The organism is Amycolatopsis sp. NPDC098790 (assembly GCF_044759945.1).
Taxonomy (GTDB): Bacteria; Actinomycetota; Actinomycetes; order Mycobacteriales; family Pseudonocardiaceae; genus Amycolatopsis.
The window spans coordinates 33,140-49,043 of the sequence record NZ_JBIWAI010000001.1 but is presented as its reverse complement, the minus strand read 5'-3'; the positions used below and the strand labels follow the sequence as shown (position 1 = coordinate 49,043).

20 protein-coding genes are annotated in these 15,904 nt (G+C 69.6%); 11 read left to right on the top strand and 9 right to left on the bottom strand.

Annotation, left to right across the window (positions count from 1 at the left end):
• Positions 1 to 2 precede the first annotated feature (2 nt).
• Entirely contained in the window at positions 3 to 1,184 is a 1,182-nt protein-coding gene (locus ACIQWX_RS00260) for an ABC transporter ATP-binding protein (RefSeq protein WP_400863505.1), read from the top strand.
• A gap of 59 nt (positions 1,185 to 1,243) precedes the next feature.
• Here ACIQWX_RS00260 and ACIQWX_RS00255 read toward each other — a convergent pair whose 3' ends face one another.
• Together ACIQWX_RS00255 and ACIQWX_RS00250 are read right to left on the bottom strand one after the other, a co-directional pair.
• A complete protein-coding gene (locus ACIQWX_RS00255; RefSeq protein ID WP_400863503.1) occupies positions 1,244 to 1,813 on the bottom strand; it encodes a dihydrofolate reductase family protein in 570 nt (189 codons plus the stop codon).
• Positions 1,814 to 1,899: 86 nt separating this feature from the next.
• Entirely contained in the window at positions 1,900 to 2,763 is an 864-nt protein-coding gene (locus tag ACIQWX_RS00250; protein ID WP_400863501.1) for a hypothetical protein, read from the bottom strand.
• Between the two features lie 286 nt (positions 2,764 to 3,049).
• Between ACIQWX_RS00250 and ACIQWX_RS00245 the strand changes: the two genes are divergently transcribed.
• Positions 3,050 to 3,244 (top strand): PspC domain-containing protein, encoded by a 195-nt coding sequence (locus tag ACIQWX_RS00245; RefSeq protein WP_372672240.1) that lies wholly within the window; start codon positions 3,050 to 3,052, stop codon positions 3,242 to 3,244.
• Here the strand turns inward: ACIQWX_RS00245 and ACIQWX_RS00240 are convergent.
• The 3 genes from ACIQWX_RS00240 to ACIQWX_RS00230 form a co-directional block, all read right to left on the bottom strand.
• Positions 3,228 to 3,413 carry a DUF397 domain-containing protein gene (locus ACIQWX_RS00240; RefSeq protein ID WP_400869324.1) on the bottom strand — a complete coding sequence of 62 codons (186 nt, stop codon included), beginning with the start codon at positions 3,411 to 3,413 and terminating at the stop codon, positions 3,228 to 3,230. The two genes, ACIQWX_RS00245 and ACIQWX_RS00240, sit on opposite strands and share 17 nt — an antisense overlap.
• Before the next feature lie 15 nt (positions 3,414 to 3,428).
• Positions 3,429 to 4,265 carry a helix-turn-helix domain-containing protein gene (locus ACIQWX_RS00235; protein ID WP_400863499.1) on the bottom strand — a complete coding sequence of 279 codons (837 nt, stop codon included), beginning with the start codon at positions 4,263 to 4,265 and terminating at the stop codon, positions 3,429 to 3,431.
• Between the two features lie 83 nt (positions 4,266 to 4,348).
• Entirely contained in the window at positions 4,349 to 5,014 is a 666-nt protein-coding gene (locus tag ACIQWX_RS00230) for a TetR/AcrR family transcriptional regulator (protein ID WP_400863497.1), read from the bottom strand.
• A gap of 119 nt (positions 5,015 to 5,133) precedes the next feature.
• Between ACIQWX_RS00230 and ACIQWX_RS00225 the strand changes: the two genes are divergently transcribed.
• From ACIQWX_RS00225 to ACIQWX_RS00215, 3 genes are all read left to right on the top strand, one after another.
• Complete coding sequence (locus ACIQWX_RS00225) at positions 5,134 to 6,633, top strand: MFS transporter (protein ID WP_400863495.1); 1,500 nt, start codon at positions 5,134 to 5,136, stop codon at positions 6,631 to 6,633.
• A 66-nt stretch (positions 6,634 to 6,699) separates the two neighbouring features.
• On the top strand, positions 6,700 to 7,161 hold the full coding sequence (locus tag ACIQWX_RS00220; RefSeq protein ID WP_400863493.1) for a SigE family RNA polymerase sigma factor: 462 nt from the start codon (positions 6,700 to 6,702) through the stop codon (positions 7,159 to 7,161).
• Positions 7,162 to 7,256: 95 nt separating this feature from the next.
• On the top strand, positions 7,257 to 7,643 hold the full coding sequence (locus tag ACIQWX_RS00215) for a hypothetical protein (protein WP_400863491.1): 387 nt from the start codon (positions 7,257 to 7,259) through the stop codon (positions 7,641 to 7,643).
• A gap of 135 nt (positions 7,644 to 7,778) precedes the next feature.
• On the opposite strand, the gene ACIQWX_RS00210 is transcribed toward ACIQWX_RS00215, so the two are convergent.
• The 3 genes from ACIQWX_RS00210 to corA all read right to left on the bottom strand — a co-directional run bounded on the left by ACIQWX_RS00210 (position 7,779) and on the right by corA (position 10,520).
• Positions 7,779 to 8,618 carry a chromosome partitioning protein ParB gene (locus tag ACIQWX_RS00210; RefSeq protein ID WP_400863488.1) on the bottom strand — a complete coding sequence of 280 codons (840 nt, stop codon included), beginning with the start codon at positions 8,616 to 8,618 and terminating at the stop codon, positions 7,779 to 7,781.
• Entirely contained in the window at positions 8,615 to 9,265 is a 651-nt protein-coding gene (locus ACIQWX_RS00205; RefSeq protein WP_400863485.1) for a metallophosphoesterase, read from the bottom strand. Before ACIQWX_RS00205 ends, ACIQWX_RS00210 begins: the two co-directional genes overlap by 4 nt.
• Positions 9,266 to 9,437: 172 nt before the next feature.
• Positions 9,438 to 10,520, bottom strand: coding sequence for a magnesium/cobalt transporter CorA (corA, locus tag ACIQWX_RS00200; protein ID WP_400863483.1), 1,083 nt, complete (start codon positions 10,518 to 10,520; stop codon positions 9,438 to 9,440).
• A 310-nt stretch (positions 10,521 to 10,830) separates the two neighbouring features.
• On the opposite strand from corA, the gene ACIQWX_RS00195 reads away from it, so the two are divergent.
• Together ACIQWX_RS00195 and ACIQWX_RS00190 are read left to right on the top strand one after the other, a co-directional pair.
• Positions 10,831 to 11,334, top strand: a complete 504-nt coding sequence (locus tag ACIQWX_RS00195) for a MaoC family dehydratase (protein ID WP_400863481.1) — start codon at positions 10,831 to 10,833, stop codon at positions 11,332 to 11,334.
• 7 nt (positions 11,335 to 11,341) lie between these two features.
• Positions 11,342 to 12,436 carry a DUF2332 domain-containing protein gene (locus ACIQWX_RS00190; protein WP_400863478.1) on the top strand — a complete coding sequence of 365 codons (1,095 nt, stop codon included), beginning with the start codon at positions 11,342 to 11,344 and terminating at the stop codon, positions 12,434 to 12,436.
• Positions 12,437 to 12,978: 542 nt separating this feature from the next.
• Here the strand turns inward: ACIQWX_RS00190 and ACIQWX_RS00185 are convergent.
• A complete protein-coding gene (locus tag ACIQWX_RS00185; RefSeq protein ID WP_400863476.1) occupies positions 12,979 to 13,392 on the bottom strand; it encodes an NUDIX hydrolase in 414 nt (137 codons plus the stop codon).
• Between the two features lie 195 nt (positions 13,393 to 13,587).
• Here ACIQWX_RS00185 and ACIQWX_RS00180 point away from each other — a divergent pair, with 195 nt between their 5' ends.
• The 4 genes from ACIQWX_RS00180 to ACIQWX_RS00165 are packed head-to-tail and all read left to right on the top strand — an operon-like array spanning position 13,588 to position 15,875.
• On the top strand, positions 13,588 to 13,752 hold the full coding sequence (locus ACIQWX_RS00180) for a hypothetical protein (protein WP_167379843.1): 165 nt from the start codon (positions 13,588 to 13,590) through the stop codon (positions 13,750 to 13,752).
• A 20-nt stretch (positions 13,753 to 13,772) separates the two neighbouring features.
• Entirely contained in the window at positions 13,773 to 14,333 is a 561-nt protein-coding gene (locus ACIQWX_RS00175; protein ID WP_285999764.1) for a PH domain-containing protein, read from the top strand.
• A 47-nt stretch (positions 14,334 to 14,380) separates the two neighbouring features.
• On the top strand, positions 14,381 to 15,244 hold the full coding sequence (locus tag ACIQWX_RS00170; protein ID WP_400863472.1) for a PHP domain-containing protein: 864 nt from the start codon (positions 14,381 to 14,383) through the stop codon (positions 15,242 to 15,244).
• Between the two features lies 1 nt (position 15,245).
• Positions 15,246 to 15,875, top strand: coding sequence for a MarC family protein (locus tag ACIQWX_RS00165; protein ID WP_400863470.1), 630 nt, complete (start codon positions 15,246 to 15,248; stop codon positions 15,873 to 15,875).
• Positions 15,876 to 15,904: the final 29 nt, after the last annotated feature.

Below are 15,904 nucleotides of genomic sequence, written 5' to 3'. Positions count from 1 at the left end.
TCATGGCAGAAATCGTCCTCGACAAGGTGTCGAAGAAGTACCCCGACGGCGCGCTCGCGGTGTCCGAAGTGGACATCACCATCGCCGACGGCGAGTTCATCATTCTCGTGGGCCCGTCCGGCTGCGGGAAGTCGACGACGCTGAACATGGTGGCCGGCCTGGAGGACATCTCCTCCGGCGAGCTGCGCATCGACGGCAAGCGCGTCAACGAGAAGGCCCCGAAGGACCGGGACATCGCGATGGTGTTCCAGTCCTACGCGCTCTACCCGCACATGAGCGTCCGGGAGAACATGGCGTTCCCGCTGCGGCTGGCGAAGGTCGACGACAAGACGGTCCGGGCGAAGGTCGAAGAGGCGGCGCAGATCCTCGACCTGACCCAGCACCTCGACCGCAAGCCGGCCAACCTCTCCGGTGGCCAGCGGCAGCGCGTCGCGATGGGCCGGGCGATCGTCCGCAGCCCCAAGGCGTTCCTGATGGACGAGCCACTGTCCAACCTGGACGCCAAGCTGCGCGGCCAGATGCGGACGTCGGTGTCGAAGATCCAGAAGCAGCTCGGCACGACGACGCTGTACGTCACGCACGACCAGACCGAAGCCATGACGCTGGGCGACCGGGTCGTGGTGCTGCGCGGCGGGTACGTGCAGCAGATCGGCGCGCCGCAGTTCCTCTACGACAACCCGGCGAACCTGTTCGTGGCCGGGTTCATCGGCTCGCCGTCGATGAACTTCGTCCCGGCGACGCTGGAGAACAACGAGCTGCGTAGCGCCTTGGGCACGACGCCGCTGACGGACCGCGTCCGCCAGCTGGTGGAGAAGGCGAACGCCCCGCGTGAGCTGATCGTCGGCATCCGGCCGGAGCACTTCGAGGACGCAGGCCTGGTCGAAGCCGGCCAGAAGTCCGGCGGAGCCACGTTCACCGCGCACATCGACGTGCTGGAGTCGATGGGTTCGGAGAAGTTCGCCCACTTCACGCTGGAGGGCGACGCGGCGACGTCCGAGGAGCTGGCGGAGCTGGCCGCGGACAGCGGTTCGTCCGACGTCCCGGGCGCGGAGTCCCAGATCGTGGCTCGCCTCTCCGCGGAATCCTCCGCGACGGAGAACGCGGACCTCGAGGTCTGGTACGACGCGGACAAGATCAAGCTGTTCGACCCGTCGAACGGCAAGAACCTCACCTACGAGGGCTGACCGAAGTCCGTGAAGGCCTCCTCGCCGGCTTTGCCCGGCGAGGAGGCCTTCACGGCGTTTCAGGGGTGGCGGGTGGGGCGGTAGACGAGCTCCTGGACGTGGCCGTCGAGCGTGCGGGTCTCGAGGAGCTCGAGGTCGAAGTCCTCCGCGCCCGCGAAGACCGGTGCGGCGCCGGTCTTGCCGGTGAGCACCGGGAAGAGCGTCACCTGGACGCGGTCGACGAGCCCGGCGGCCAGCAGCGCCCGGTTCAGCGACAGGCTGCCGTGCGACCGCAGCGGCACGGCGGACTCCTCCTTGAGCCGCGCGACGGCCTCGGCGGCGTCGCCGTTCACGACGGTCGCGTCCGGCCAGTCCAGCGGGCCGTGGAGCGTGTTCGAGACGACCGTGGCCGGCAGCGCGCGCAGCCGGCGGACCCACGGGTCGAACGCTTCGTCGTCCCCGGCGAGCATCTCCGCGTTCTCCCGGTAGGTCGTGGCGCCGAAGACCATCCGCTGGTCTTCGGTGTACTGGGCCAGGCGGTGCGCGAGCAGCTCGGGACCTTGCTTGCCCCAGTAGCCGCCCCAGTCGCCGTGGTGGCCGCCGAAGCCGTCGAGGCTGGCGAAGACGTCGAAGGTGTAGGTCGCGGTCATGGTGACTCCGTTTCGGCTCAGGGGGTGTTCTCACCTGGGCTACGAACCGGCCGGGCGCGATCCGACAACCGCCGCGGAAAAACTTCCTACGGCGTCGGGAGCAGCGGGAAGATCGTGTTCGCCGCGGTGCGGGCCTGGGCGCACGTGCCGTCGCCGGCGGTGCCCGCCGTCTCCACGACGCTGAGCTCCGCCAGCTCGCGACGGCCCGGCAGCCCCGGCGCCGGCTGCGTCGTGTCCACCAAGCAGAACGCGCCCGACAGCCGGACGGCGGCCGGGCGCCCGCCGAGCGTTTCGGGCGGGGTGGACGGCTCGACCGTCTGCACCGTCAGCTTCAAGCTCAGCTTGCCGCGGATGCAGCTGTGCCCGGACAGGTCCGTCGCCGGCCGGCTGCCCGGCCCCGCGACCGCGTCCAGGTCGGGTTTGTCGAGCATCACGCACGGCGCGACCTGGCCCCACGAGCGGTCCGGGAACGCCAGCCGGCCGACCTTGCCCGCGGTGATGGCGGCCAGCGCCGAGCCGACGGCCGCGTCCACGACTTCGCAGCGCGCGGCCTGGTCGTCACCGGCGTCGGTGACCGACAGGTCGAGCCGGTTGCCGTCGGCGAAGGTGACCGCGCGGGTGCACGCGCTGCGGTCGTTGAACATCGACTGCTGCACCGCGACGCCGTCCGGCACCGGCCCGGGGTAGGGGTACGGCCGGAGGTTCGGGTCGGAGTCGAAGGCCAGCGGCCCGACGAGGATCGTGCGCCCGCCGGCGTCGGCCCGGCAGGTCTCGAAGGTCGGGGTCTCGACGGCGCCGGGCGCGACGGCGGGCACGTCGAGCAGGCTGCAGTAGTCGACGGTCGCGTAGTCCCCGAGCGCGGCGGACGCGGTCAGCGGCGTCGGCCCCGAAGACGGCTCGGGAGCGGCCTGGGTGGTCGCGCACCCGGCGGTGAGGAGGGTGCAGAGCATCGCGACGACCAACGATTTCGGGCGCGGGTACACGGTGAGCCAGTATCACCGCATCGCGCGGAAAAACCAGCCCTGACGGGGACATCTCTCAGCGTTTTCCCAGCCTCGGACGGAGAACGCGCAGGTCATCGGAGTACGGCCCGGTTTCCCGGGTTTCCCGCGGGCTTCCGAACGTTTTTCGCTTTTACCGTCCCCTAAGGGAGCGATCCTTCCCGCGGGCGATGCGGAAGCGGGTACTCCGGTGGTGAAGTGGAGATATCGGAACTTCGAGGAAAGGGAAATCACGATGAGCGCACCGGTCACGCGACGGCTGTCCCGTCCCCGCTACGGCCGCATGATCGGCGGTGTGTGCGCGGGTCTCGCCCAGAGGTGGGGCATGAAGACGAGCACCGTGCGGCTGCTGGCCGTGCTGTCGTGCCTGCTGCCCGGCCCGCAGTTCGTGGCTTACCTGATCATGTGGGCGATCATCCCGTCCGAGTGACGGAGGTGAGGAAGCCCAGCCACGAAGAGGGGGCGACGGTGAGGTGCGGGCCGGAAGGATCTTTCGAGTCCCGCACCGCTACGGCCGGGGAAGTGCGGGAAGCGAAGGCAACCTCGACGCAAGCGGAGTTTTCCCCGCCGCTGTAGCTGCTCTTGTGCCACTGGTTCACGACCACGGTTCCACCTCATGAGCTCAGCAGGTCGGCGAGCTGCAGAACGAGGTCGCGTGACTCGCTCTCGCCAAGAGCCATCCTACTGAGGACCGCGAATTGCCTGGCGAGAGCGGAGACCGCGGATGGCTTCACCAACTGCAGGTTGCCGCCCGCGTGATCCACGTAGCCGAGGTCGCCGATGGTGTCCGGTGGAAATCGCAGCACGGTGAACGGGCCACGCAGCCCTTCGTAGGCTCCCGCGCTCATCGGTGTGATCTGGAAGGTCACGTTGGGCAGCAGGGAGACATCCGCCAGGTGCAGCAACTGGGCGATCATCACGTGCGGCTTGGCGACCCGCCGGGTCAGCGCGCTCTCGTCGACGATCGCCTGCACGGTGATCTGGTTCTCGCTGGTGAGCCGCTCGCAGCGGCGCATCCGCACGTGGAGCTGGTGGTTGCGCTGGCGGGTGCCCAGGTCGGCGAACAGCGCGCTCGCGTACTCCTCGGTCTGGAGGAGCCCCGGCACGAACGCGAGCTCGAAGTTGCGGACCGAAACCGCCTCCGCCTCGAGCGCCGGGTAGCTGTTGACCGACACCCCCTCGATCCGGTTCTGGTTCGGCCGCTTCGCCTCGCGAGCGATGTCGACCACCCGCACGAGATCGTCCTCGGGCAACCGGTACAGCTCCGCCATCGCCCGCGCATGTAACGGATGGATGGCCCCCTGCCCCTTCTCCATCCGCGAGAGCGTGCTCTTGGAGATGTCCAAGTCGCCGCCGGCCTGTTCCAGCGTCAGTCCGGCCTTCTCCCGCCAGGCCTTCAGCTCCCGTCCGAGCTGCAACCGCCTGATCGCCGGAACGCTGTAGTACGCCACCCGCACCTCCCCGTCGCCATGATCGCGCGGGGTGCAGTGTCCGGGCGGGAGGGCGGCGCCGGGATCCCGTGCCGATCACCCCATCAGGGGCGCCAGCAGGACATCGCTTCGTCGACCTCGTCCACGCCGAGCGGCGGGTGGGACAGCTTCGTCGGCTTGCCTGGTTGTGCGCGCAGCCCGTCGAGGAGCATCCCCAGGCAGCGGCGCCACAGGTCCGGCTCCACCGCGGACGTGAACTCGATCGCCGAGCCGATCATCATGTGCAGGAGCGGGATGTCCGTCGGGGCGAAGTCGGGGCGCAGGCCGCCCGCGTCCTGGGCCCGTTCGACGAGCCGTGTGATCAACGGCACCATGCGGGCTTTCGCCTCGGCGACGTGCTCGTGGCCGAACTTGTTGGACAGCATGATCTCGCGCAGCCCGCGGTCGCCCGAGTGAAGCTCGATCGACTTCCAGGTGAAGTCGACGAACGCCTGCCACGGGTCGTCGGCCTTCAGCGCTTCTTCCGCGAGGTCGCCGATTTCTTCCATCCGTTCGGCGAACATGGCCTCGACCAGGTGTTCCTTGCTGGGGAACCGGCGGTAGACCGTGCCGACGCCGAGGCCGGCGTGGTGCGCGATGTCGTCCAGCGTGGCCTCGAGCCCGCGCCGGCCGAACACCTCGCGGGCCGACGCCAGGATGCGACGGCGGTTGAGTTCAGCGTCACGCCGCAGCGGCCGCGCCGGTGCGGCGGGACCAGCGTCCCGTGCCATCCCCCCAGTCTAGCTCACAAAGTAGAGGCACCCTCTCCGGTTTGTGTGTACCTTGGGTCGCGTAAGGGGAGATACCTACTCCACATAGCCTCCTGATCACTCCCAGTGAGGGGACACCCATGTCCGAATCCACTCTCGAGGTCGCGCCGCCGGGGGACGTGCGCGCCGCCGAGAACCCGCACCACAGCCGCAGATGGCTGATCCTGGTGATGATCGGCATCGCGCAGCTGATGGTCGTGCTGGACGCGACCGTCGTGAACATCGCGCTGCCGTCCGCGCAGGTCGACCTGGGCTTTTCGAACGACGCGCGCCAGTGGGTCGTCACGGCGTACGCGCTCGCGTTCGGCAGCCTGCTGCTGCTCGGCGGGCGTCTCGCCGACCTGTTCGGCCGCAAGAACGCGCTGCTCGTCGGCCTGGCCGGCTTCGCCGCGGTGTCCGCTCTCGGCGGCTTCGCGACCAACATCGAGATGCTGCTGATTGCCCGCGCGGCGCAGGGTGTCTTCGGCGCGCTGCTCGCGCCCGCCACGCTTTCGCTGCTCACCACGACGTTCACCGACCCGAAGGAACGCGGCCGCGCGTTCGGCGTGTTCGGCGCCATCGGCGGTGGCGGCGCGGCGGTCGGGCTGCTGCTCGGCGGCGTGCTCACCGAGTACCTCGACTGGCGCTGGTGCATGTTCGTGAACATCGTCTTCGCCGTCGTCGCGTTCGTCGGCAGCTCGGTCCTGCTGCAGAACCAGCGGGACGCCGGCCCGCGCCCGAAGCTCGACCTGCCGGGCACGATCACCGCGTCCGCCGGTCTGTTCGCGCTGGTCTACGGCTTCGCGAACGCGGAGTCGGACTCGTGGTCGTCGGTCTCGGTGTGGGGCTTCCTCACGGCCGGGGTCGTGCTGCTGGGCGTGTTCGTGTGGCTGCAGCAGCGCGTCTCGCACCCGCTGCTCCCGCTGCGCGTCCTGCTCGACCGCAACCGCGGCGGCTCCTACCTGGCGATGTTCCTGCTGGCCATCGGCATGTTCGCGATCTTCCTGTTCCTGACGTTCTACGTGCAGCAGAACCTGCAGTTCACGCCGATCCAGAGCGGCGTCGGGTTCCTGCCGATGGTGGCGACGCTGATGCTGTCGGCGACGACGGCGACGGCCGTGCTGCTGCCGCGCTTCGGCCCGCGTCCGCTGGTCCCGACCGGCATGGCGATCGCGGCGGTCGGCCTGTTCTGGCTGAGCGGCATCGGCCTGGACAGCACGTACGCGTCCGGCGTGCTCGGCCCGCTGCTGGTGATGGGCTTCGGCATCGGGCTGGCGATGGCACCGGCGATGAGCGTCGCGACGTTCGGCGTCGAGGCGCACGACGCGGGGGTGGCATCGGCGGCGGTCAACACGATGCAGCAGGTGGGCGGTTCGATCGGCACGGCGCTGCTGTCGACGCTGGCCGGCAACGCGGCGACGTCGTACCTGGAGGGCAAGGTCCCGACCCCGCAGCTGGCGGCCGAGGCGGCGATCGAGAGCTACACGACGGCGTTCACGTGGGCGGCGGTGATCTTCGCGGCCGGCGCGTTGATCAGCGGCTTGCTGCTGCGCCCGGGGGTTCCGAAGGGCGAAGCCGCTCCCGGCGCCATCCACATGTGAGTCTCACTTGAACCTTCCCGGCCCTCCGCGCACTAGTAAGACTGAAACCGTGCGAAGGAGGGCCGGGTGGGGGCGTGGCACGAGGCCGAGGACCTGGTCCAGGCCATGTTCGTGCAGCTGTACCGGCGCTGGCGACGCGTCCGCCCGGACACGGCGGACGCGTACGCGCGCCGCATCCTGCTGAACCTGTTCCTCGCCGGGCGGCGCAGGTCCGGCCGCGAGTACGTGACGGCGGTTGTTCCGGACACGGAGTCACCGCCGGGGCGGGACACGCCGTTGCGCCTCGACGTCGAGCGCGCGCTTTCGGAGTTGACGCCCCGGCAGCGCGCGATGGTCGTGCTCCGGTTCCTCGAAAACCTCCCGGTGGCGGAAGTGGCGTCGCTGCTCGGCATCGCCGAAGGCACGGTCAAGTCCCAGACGGCCCGCGGCGTGGGCGCCCTGCGCGCAGCGTCCTGTCGGCGCCGACGGCGGCGCATGTGGCGGCCATGCCCGGTCTCGAAGGCGACCACGGCTGGCTTCGACGCTTGAGCCATCGGTTGTCCACAGGGCGGTCGACTTGTGGACAATCGAGCCCCACCAAAGGTTTTCGGCGAGGCTTGTCGGGGCCGGTCGATAGAATGGACGTGGGGACGCCCCCCTGGGAGGGCGGGGGCCGTTTGCCGGGAGGGCCGGGTGGCCGCATTGCTTCGTCCCATCGGCTCGCGCTGGTCGACCGGCTGAGCTGCCTGGTGGGCAACGCGGTACGCGCGCTGTTGCCTTCCGACGTCGAGATTTCGCGGTTGACGATCCCGGGGGAGACGCCGCCGTCGGATCCGTTCCACCTGATCGCCGACGAGATCGGCCCCGCGCCCCGCGAGGCGATCTTCCACATGGGGGTCCGGGTGACGGACGCCCGCGGCTCGGGATCGGTGTACGTGCTGATCCTGCCGGGCGGCTCGGGCGGCCCCCCGTGCGGCGAGGTGGACGAGATCAGCTGCCGATCGGAGCAGACACCGCAGGGCGGGCTGTAGCTGTCGACGCTGCGCACGGGGGACGCGGTGAAGAACCGGGTGGCGCTGGCGGCACCGGACGCGCTGGTCCAGTTCTGGTCGAATCCTGACGCAGCGGTCGTGAGTGAGAAACAGTGTTAGAACACTGTTTCTCACTCACGACCGGCGGGAGCGGAGGGTCTCGATGACCTCGTCGTCCCACCGGTGCGTCCGGATCAACCGGTACCGCTCCGCGGCCAGCGACATGTAAGCCTCGGCGTCGGTCCGATCCCCGATCAACCCCGCCTGCCGCAACATCCCCACCACCGGCACGAACTCCTCGTCGAACCACCGCTGCGCCACACTCGCGCGGTCGCAGAACCTGCCTTCGTCCTGCATCAACCGGAATCCCCACGCCTCCACGTGCTCGCCCAGCTTCGCGTAGTCCCACGGGTCCGTCACGATCACCGACGCCCGCGCGTGGCCCGTCAGCGGCACCCTCTCCAGGAACAGCCGCCGGTAGTCCTTGACGATCAAGTCACCGCGGTGCCGGATGCCGCTCGGGTTGAGCTTGGTCCGGACCACCGTCACCGATGCCTCTATTGTGGACAGTCCCTGCGCGATCGCCACCGACACGCGGTGGTGGCCGTCGATGATGAAGTGCAGCTCGCCCACCCGGTACACCTCGATCGGCGGGATCTCTTCACCGCGGCGGGCCGCCAGTGCCAAGCGCTCCCAGCGCTCGCGCACCCGGGCCGTCGTCGGGCGGAAGCGGCGGTCGAAGTCGCGGCTGCGGTCGACCGTGCCCGCGATCGAGTCCAATTTGATCACTCGCAGGCCGATACGGCTCTCGCCCAGGTAACCGAGCGCCTCCACCACCTCGTGGAACGGCAGCATGATGTTGACGTCGTCGGGCTCGCGACGCAGCCACGTCGAAAGCCGCGAGAGCACTTGGCCCCGGCGCGCGCGGAGGAAGTCGTTCTCCGCGTCGGCTCGGGGGAACCCCGTCTCTTTCATGAGAACTCCATGATCCGGTGGCCCACCACGTTGCGGATCCGGGTTTCGCCGACGACCCGGTCCGGCACCGGCTCGCCGTGGGGGTGGATGTGCCCGTGCAGCAGCCACTTCGGCCGCAGCACGTCGATCGTGCGGTGCAGGCACGCGAACCCGCGGTGCGGCGGGTCCGCCCGGTCGCCGAGGTCCAGTGGCGGCGAGTGCGTCAGCAGGACGTCGACGTCACGGCCGTCGCGACGACGCCGCCAGCGAGCGCGCCGCACCAAACCGCGGGCCCGGCGCGCCTGCTGGCGCTGGGTCCACTGGTTCGGCCCGTCGTTGTAGCGGATCGAACCGCCGAGCCCGGCGAACCGCAGGCCGGCGACGTCGACGACGCGGCCGTCGGCGTTGATGCCGCCCGCCGGGCCCGGCCAGGGCGTCGGGAAACCGTCCTTCATGGACAGCCCGCCGTAGCGCGTGTAGCCGCTCAGGTCCGGGTCGTGGTTGCCGGGCACGAACACGCACGGCACGTCGAGCGCGCCGGCCAGGAACGCGAGGTAGTCGTACGGGAGGTCGCCGGCGCCGATGACGAGGTCGACGGAGACGGCGCGGACCGCGTCGGTCCACAACCGCTCGTCGACCTCGTCGGAGACGACCAGCGCTTTCGGCACGCACCCAGGGTACGACGCCCGGGACTACTTCATGCCGTGCGCGAAACCCGGGTCGGCGACGATGACGAAAGTGATGACGAAGATCCAGACGAGGCTGAGCGCGAGCGCCCAGAACTTCAGGTTGGACAGCATGCGGGGCATCACGAACACTCCAGTGGGGGAAGAGGGGGACCTAGAGCCAGCCGTTCTTCCGGAATATTCGGTACAGCAACAGGCAGATCCCGAGGATGACCGTGATCACCAGCGGGTACCCGAACTTCCAGTGCAGTTCGGGCAGGTAGTCGAAGTTCATGCCGTAGATGCCCGCGATCATCGTCGGCACGGTGATGATCGCCGCCCACGACGTGATCTTGCGCATGTCGGTGTTCTGCTGCAGGGAGATTTTCGCGACCGTCGCGTCGACCAAGGTGGACAGCAGCTCGTCGAACGCCGCCACCCGCTCGGACACGGTCGTGAGGTGGTCGGCGACGTCGCGGAAGTACGAACGGACCTCGTCCGGCACCAGCCGCGTGTAGCCCTCGGCCAGGCGCTGGACCGGCGTCGCCAGCGGCATCACCGCGCGGCGCAGCTCCAGGACCTCCCGCTTCATCAGGTAGATCTGCTCCGCGCTGATCTGCGAGCGCGGCGCGAAAACCTGCGCCTCCATGACGTCGATGTCGTTCTCGATCCGGCCCGTGACGTCGAGGTAGTGGTCGACGACGTGGTCGGAGATCGCGTGCACGACCGCGGCCGGCCCCAGCTGCAGGCGCTCGGGGTCGTCGTCCAGCTCGCGGCGCAGGCGCGCCAGGCCCGAGTGGTTGCCGTGGCGGACGGTGATCACGAAGTCCCGGCCGAGGAACACCATGAGCTCGCCGGTCTCGACGATCTCGTTCGCCGTGGTGGGTGATTCGTGTTCGACGTACCGGACGGTCTTCACCACGAGGAACAGCGTGTCGTCGTAGCGCTCCAGCTTCGGCCGCTGGTGCGCTTCGAGCGCGTCCTCAACGGCGAGCTCGTGCAGCCCGAACGTCTCCGCGATGCCCTGGATCTGGTTCGAGTCGGGCTCGTGCAGCCCGATCCAGACGAACCCCTCGTGCCGCTTCCGGACCTCTTTGATCGCTTCGGTGTGCGTCCAGCGGCCGGGCAGGCGCTCGCCCGCGACGTACACCGCGCAGTCCACGACGTACGCGGACAGCGGGACCGGGACCGGACGGACGGGTACGGCGCCCTTGTTGCCGCGGCCGCGCAGGCCGCCGAGCGAGGGAATGGCAGGCATGGGATCTCCTGGGCGTCGTGCGTTGGTCGTGCGAGACGACTGACCAGGGCGGAACGCGTCCGCCCGGCGACACCAGCGTTCCCGGGGAGAGAAAGGCCTACCTGGAGACGACCCGTGAGGTGGGAACGCTGGGACTACTAGGGAGCGGACTATCGCCACTACTCATCGGGGTTCCTCACCTCCTTCGGGCCGGGTGCAGAGTGGTGGGGCTCGCGTTGACGCGCGAGAACCAATGGTTGAGGGTACTCCTCACTACCGATGCGTGTCGTACCAGCCTCACGCGGTGTTACGCGGGGACAGGAGAGAACGAGTGCAGTTCGGGCGCTACTACGAGGAGTTCGAGGTCGGTGCGGTCTACAAGCACTGGCCGGGCAAAACGGTCACCGAATACGACGACCACATGTTCTGCCTGCTCACCATGAACCACCACCCGCTGCACCTCGACGCGCACTACGCCGGGGAGACGACCGACTTCGGCAAGAACGTCGTGGTCGGGAACTACGTCTACTCGCTGCTGCTCGGGATGTCCGTGCCCGACGTCTCCGGCAAGGCCATCGCGAACCTCGAGGTCGAGTCCCTCAAGCACGTCAAGCCGACGTTCCACGGCGACACCATCTACGGCGAGACCGAGGTGCTGGACAAGACGCCGTCGAAGTCCAAGGACGACCGCGGCGTCGTGTATGTCGAGACGCGCGGTTACAAGCAGGATGGCCTGATCGTGTGCACGTTCCGCCGGAAGGTGATGGTGCCGAAGCGTTCCTACGGCGAGACCCGGGGCGGCGAGCAGCCGGGCCGGCCGGTGCCGCACGAATGAGGCTCTGATGGACTTGGACGGGATCAAGGACGTACTGCGCACGTTCGCGGAAGTCGAAGCGCGCGGGGTGTCGCCGCTGTACGAGCACCTGGCGCTGCAAGCGGCCGCCGACGACGACGTGGCGGGACTGCTTTCCGCCGCGCGCGACGGCGAAGTCCGCGGGACGCTGCTGATGGCGACCGCGCACCGGCTGGTCCAGGCCGATCCGATCCACCCGCTGTCGCGGTACTACCCGTCGCTGGGCGGGTTCGACGGCGTCGACTCGGAGACCTGGCCGCTGTTCCGGTCGTTCCTGCTGGAACGCGCCGAGAAGGCCCGGGCCCTGATTTCGTCGCGCTACACGCAGACGAACGAGGTCCGCCGGGCGGCGCTGCTGTACCCGGGCGTGGCGCGGGCGGCGCGCGAGGCGGGCGGGAAGGTCTCGCTGCTGGAGGTCGGCTGCAGCGCGGGGCTGCTGCTGGGTCTGGACCGCTTCGGCTACCGCTACCAGTGCGACGGCGGCGAGCAGCTGACGGCGGGGCCGGCGAAGTCCGCGGTCGGGCTGCACTGCGCGCTGGACCTCGCGCCGGGCGCGGTGGCGCCGAAGCTGCCGAAGAAGCTCGCGCTGCTGGACCGGGCGGGGCTGGACCGGGCGCCGGTGGACCTCTCGGACGAGGACGAGCTGGCGTGGCTGGAGGCGTGCGTCTGGGCCGACCAGCCGGACCGCATCCGGCTCCTGCGCACGGCGGCGGCGGAGCAGGCGAAGCACCGGCCGCGGCTGATCGCGGGCGACGGGGTCGCCGACCTGGCCTCGGCGGCTGCCACGTTGGAGGGGCCGTTGGTCGTGGTGACGAGCCACGCGCTGGCTTATTTCCCGGCTTCGCAGCGGGCGGCGTTCGTCGACGAGCTGGCTTCGCTGGCGGCTTCGCGGCCGCTGTGGTGGGTTTCGGAGGAGTTCTACGGGGCTGGGCTCGAGACGGTTTTGCCTGGCCGGTCGGATCTCTCCGGGGCCGATGGGCTCGCGACTTTGGGCGTCGTGCGGTGGGAGGACGGGAAGGCGGAGGCGCACGCGCTGGCCCGGACCGCGCCGCACGGGCAGCGGATGACCTGGTTGCCGCTTTGAGCGGTTCGGGTTGCCGGCCTTTCCGACGGGGAAGGTGCCGTCACGGGTTTCCGGCTCGGGTGCGCGGCCCGCAGCGCGGGTTACCTGCCTTCCGATGACTCGCCCGCGGTTGTCCACATCACGGCCGCGATGTGGACAACCGGCCTCGGCTGCGGCTTTCGCCGGGGTTTCCGTCGGACCCCGCCGATACGCTGGAGTCGGGACCGGCCCCCAGGGAGGGCGGGCTGCTGTCTGGGCGGCGCGTGCTGGTGCCGAGCCGGGTGAGCGGTTGCCGGGCCGGGCGTGCTGGTGCCGGCCGGGTGTGCTGGTGCCGGGCCGGGCGTGCCGTCGCCGAGCGGGCGTGCTGTCGTCGAGGCGGCCGTGCTGTCGCCGAGCCGGGCGAGCTGCTGTCCGGGCGGGCGTGCTGATGCCGGAGCCGGGCAAGCGGTTGCCGAGCCAAGCGAGCTGTTGCCGAGGCGAGCGGCTCTCCGGGCGCCCGAGCGGCTGCCGAAACAGGCTGAACCCCGCCGCACGGGCGAAGAATGACCTGGTTGCCGCTGTAGTCAGGCGCGGGGTAGCGCGTTCCAGTCGCGCAGCGTCACATACAGGAGATCCACCAGCTCCCCCGCCGCCTCGAGCGCTTTCAGGTCTGCCGCATCGGACCAACGCGCGTCCGTCGCGTCGTCACCCGCTGTGAGCACGCCGCCGGCCACTTCGCAGCCGTAGTCGAAGATTTCGTAGGGGCCCCTGGTCACCGACCCCACCAGTGTGCCGGGAATCACGTCGAGGCCCGTCTCCTCGAGAAGCTCCCTTACGACAGCCTTTTTGTCCGTTTCGCCGGGTTCGACTCGGCCACCCGGCAGCGACCACTGCCCCGAACCGGGGTCGTTGCGGCGGCGGATGAGCAGCAAGCGGCCGGCTGCGTCGTACGCGATGCCGCCTACGCAGCGGATAGTGGTGCTCGTGGCGCCGTCCATGCCCGAAGGGTAGACGTGACCGAACTGAAAACCGATGTCCTGTACACGGAGAGTAGCCGTACGGTACACTTCGGACCGCGTGCTGACCCAAGCGCGGGACTTACCTCCCCCGCGCCTGTTCAGTGCGGTACAACGTAAAAAGTCAGGATTTTTGCTGTTGTCCGGTGTCACCGTAAGAGACGGGATTTGATCGCGGTGAACGTGAAGAAGATTGCGGGCCTCGCCGGTATCGCGTTGGTGCTGTTCTTCGTCATTGCCCAGCCGGGTCAGGCCGCGGGCCTTGTCGGCAACATCGTCGACTTCCTGCGCAGCTCGGCCGAATCGGTGATCACCTTCGTCAGCAACGTGTTCAAGGGCTGATCGGGGGCTACCCTCGAACCATGTTCGCGCCACGCGACCCCGACGAGTACCTCCTCGACACCGAGCGGCGGGTCATCCGGATCCGCCGCCACTGGGCGGTGCTGCTGTGGGACACCTTCGAGGCGGCCGCACTGCTGGCCGTCTGCGTCCTGGTGTCCTACCTGCTGCCACCGGCGCTGTACATCGGCCAGAACATCCTCTGGTACGTCGCGCTGCTCGTCGTGCTGCGGTTCGCCTACGTGGTGATGGAGTGGTGGGTCGAGCGGCTGGTCGTCACCGACAAGCGGTTCGTCATGACCACCGGGGTGTTCACGACCAAAGTGCTGATGATGCCGATCAGCAAGGTCACCGACCTCAGCTACGTGCGCACCGCCACCGGCCGCATGATGGGCTACGGCACGATGGTCGTCGAGTCCGCCGGTCAGATCCAGGCGCTGAACCGGATCGACTACCTGCCGCGGCCCGAAGAGTTCTACGACACGATCTCGGAGCTGGTCTTCGGCGACAAGCAGAAGCAGGCCGAACGCTTCTCCATGATCAAGGCCCAGCGGGCGGCCCGGGGCAAGAAGCCCGTCGGCTGAGAGTCCCGCCGAGCGTGTGACGCAGCGCATCGTCGACAATGGACGAGATGCGCATCGACCTGCACGCCCATTCCACCGCTTCCGACGGCACCGACACGCCGGCCGGTCTCGTCGCCGCGGCGGCGAGAGCCGGGCTCGACGTCGTCGCGATCACCGACCACGACACCACCGCGGGCTGGGCGCCCGCCACCGAGGCCATTCCGCCGGGCCTGACGCTCGTCCCCGGCGCCGAGCTCTCCACGGTGTCGATCAACCCCGAGACCGGCCGCCAGATCAGCGTCCACCTGCTCGCCTACCTCTTCGACCCGACGTCGGAGCCGGTCGTCACCGAGCAGACCCGGCTGCGCGTCGAGCGCCGCACGCGGCTGCGCCGGATGGCCGAGCGGATGGCCGCCGACGGCCTGCCGATCGACGCCGACGAGATCTTCGGCCTGCTGCCCGAGGACTCCCCGCCCGGGCGCCCGCACCTGGCCCAGGCGCTGGTCCGCGCCGGGCTGGTCAAGTCCGTCGACGAGGCCTTCGCCGACTACCTGAGCCCGCGCCGCGGCTACTACGTCGCCCGCCGGGACACCCCGGTCGAAGAGGCCATCGACATGATCGCCGCGGCCGGCGGCGTCACGGTCATCGCGCACCCGTTCGCCTTCAGCCGCGGCGCCACGATCAGCGAGGAAACCCTCGCCGGCCTGGCCGAACGCGGCCTCACCGGCGTTGAGGCCGACCACCCGAACCACGACGAGCCGACGCGGGCCCGCACCCGCGAGCTGGCCGGCGAGCTCGGCCTGCTCGTCACCGGGTCCAGCGACTACCACGGCACCAACAAGACCATCGCGCTCGGCGAGTGCACCACCGACCCGGGGCAGCTCGAGGAGCTCGTTTCGCGGGCGACGGGGTTCCAGGTCGTGAAGGGCTGACATGGCCATCGCCGACGTCTTCGACGCGAAGCTCTTCATGAGTGCGACGATCACCCTGATCGTCATCATGGACCCGCCCGGCACGGTGCCGGTGTTCCTCAGCCTGGTCGGGCGCAAGCCGATGGCCGTCCGCGCCCGCGCCGCGCGCCAGGCCGTCCTCGTGTCGCTGCTGGTCATCAGCCTGTTCGCGGTCGCCGGTCAGGCGATCCTCGCCTACCTCGGCATCGGCATCCCGGCGCTGCAGGGCGCCGGCGGCCTGCTCCTCCTGCTCATCGCGCTGCAGCTGCTCACCGGCAGTGGCCACGAACCCGAGGCGGCCGCGGAGGACGTCAACGTCGCGCTCGTCCCGCTCGGCACCCCGCTGCTGGCCGGGCCGGGCGCGATCGCCGCGACCATCGTGTTCGTCCGCCAGGCCGACGGCCACATCGGCGCGTACATCGCGCTGGCGTTGGCGATCGTCACGACGCACTTCGTGATCTACATCTGCATGCGCTACTCCGGCGTCGTCATCCGGCTGATCAAGGAAAGCGGCATCACGCTGCTGGCCAAGGTGGCCGGCCTGCTGCTCGCGGCCATCGCCGTCGAGCTCGTCGCGAACTCCGTGCGCGGCTTCATCGACGGCGGCAGCTGACCCCGCCTTTCGGGTTGTCCTGCCGGACA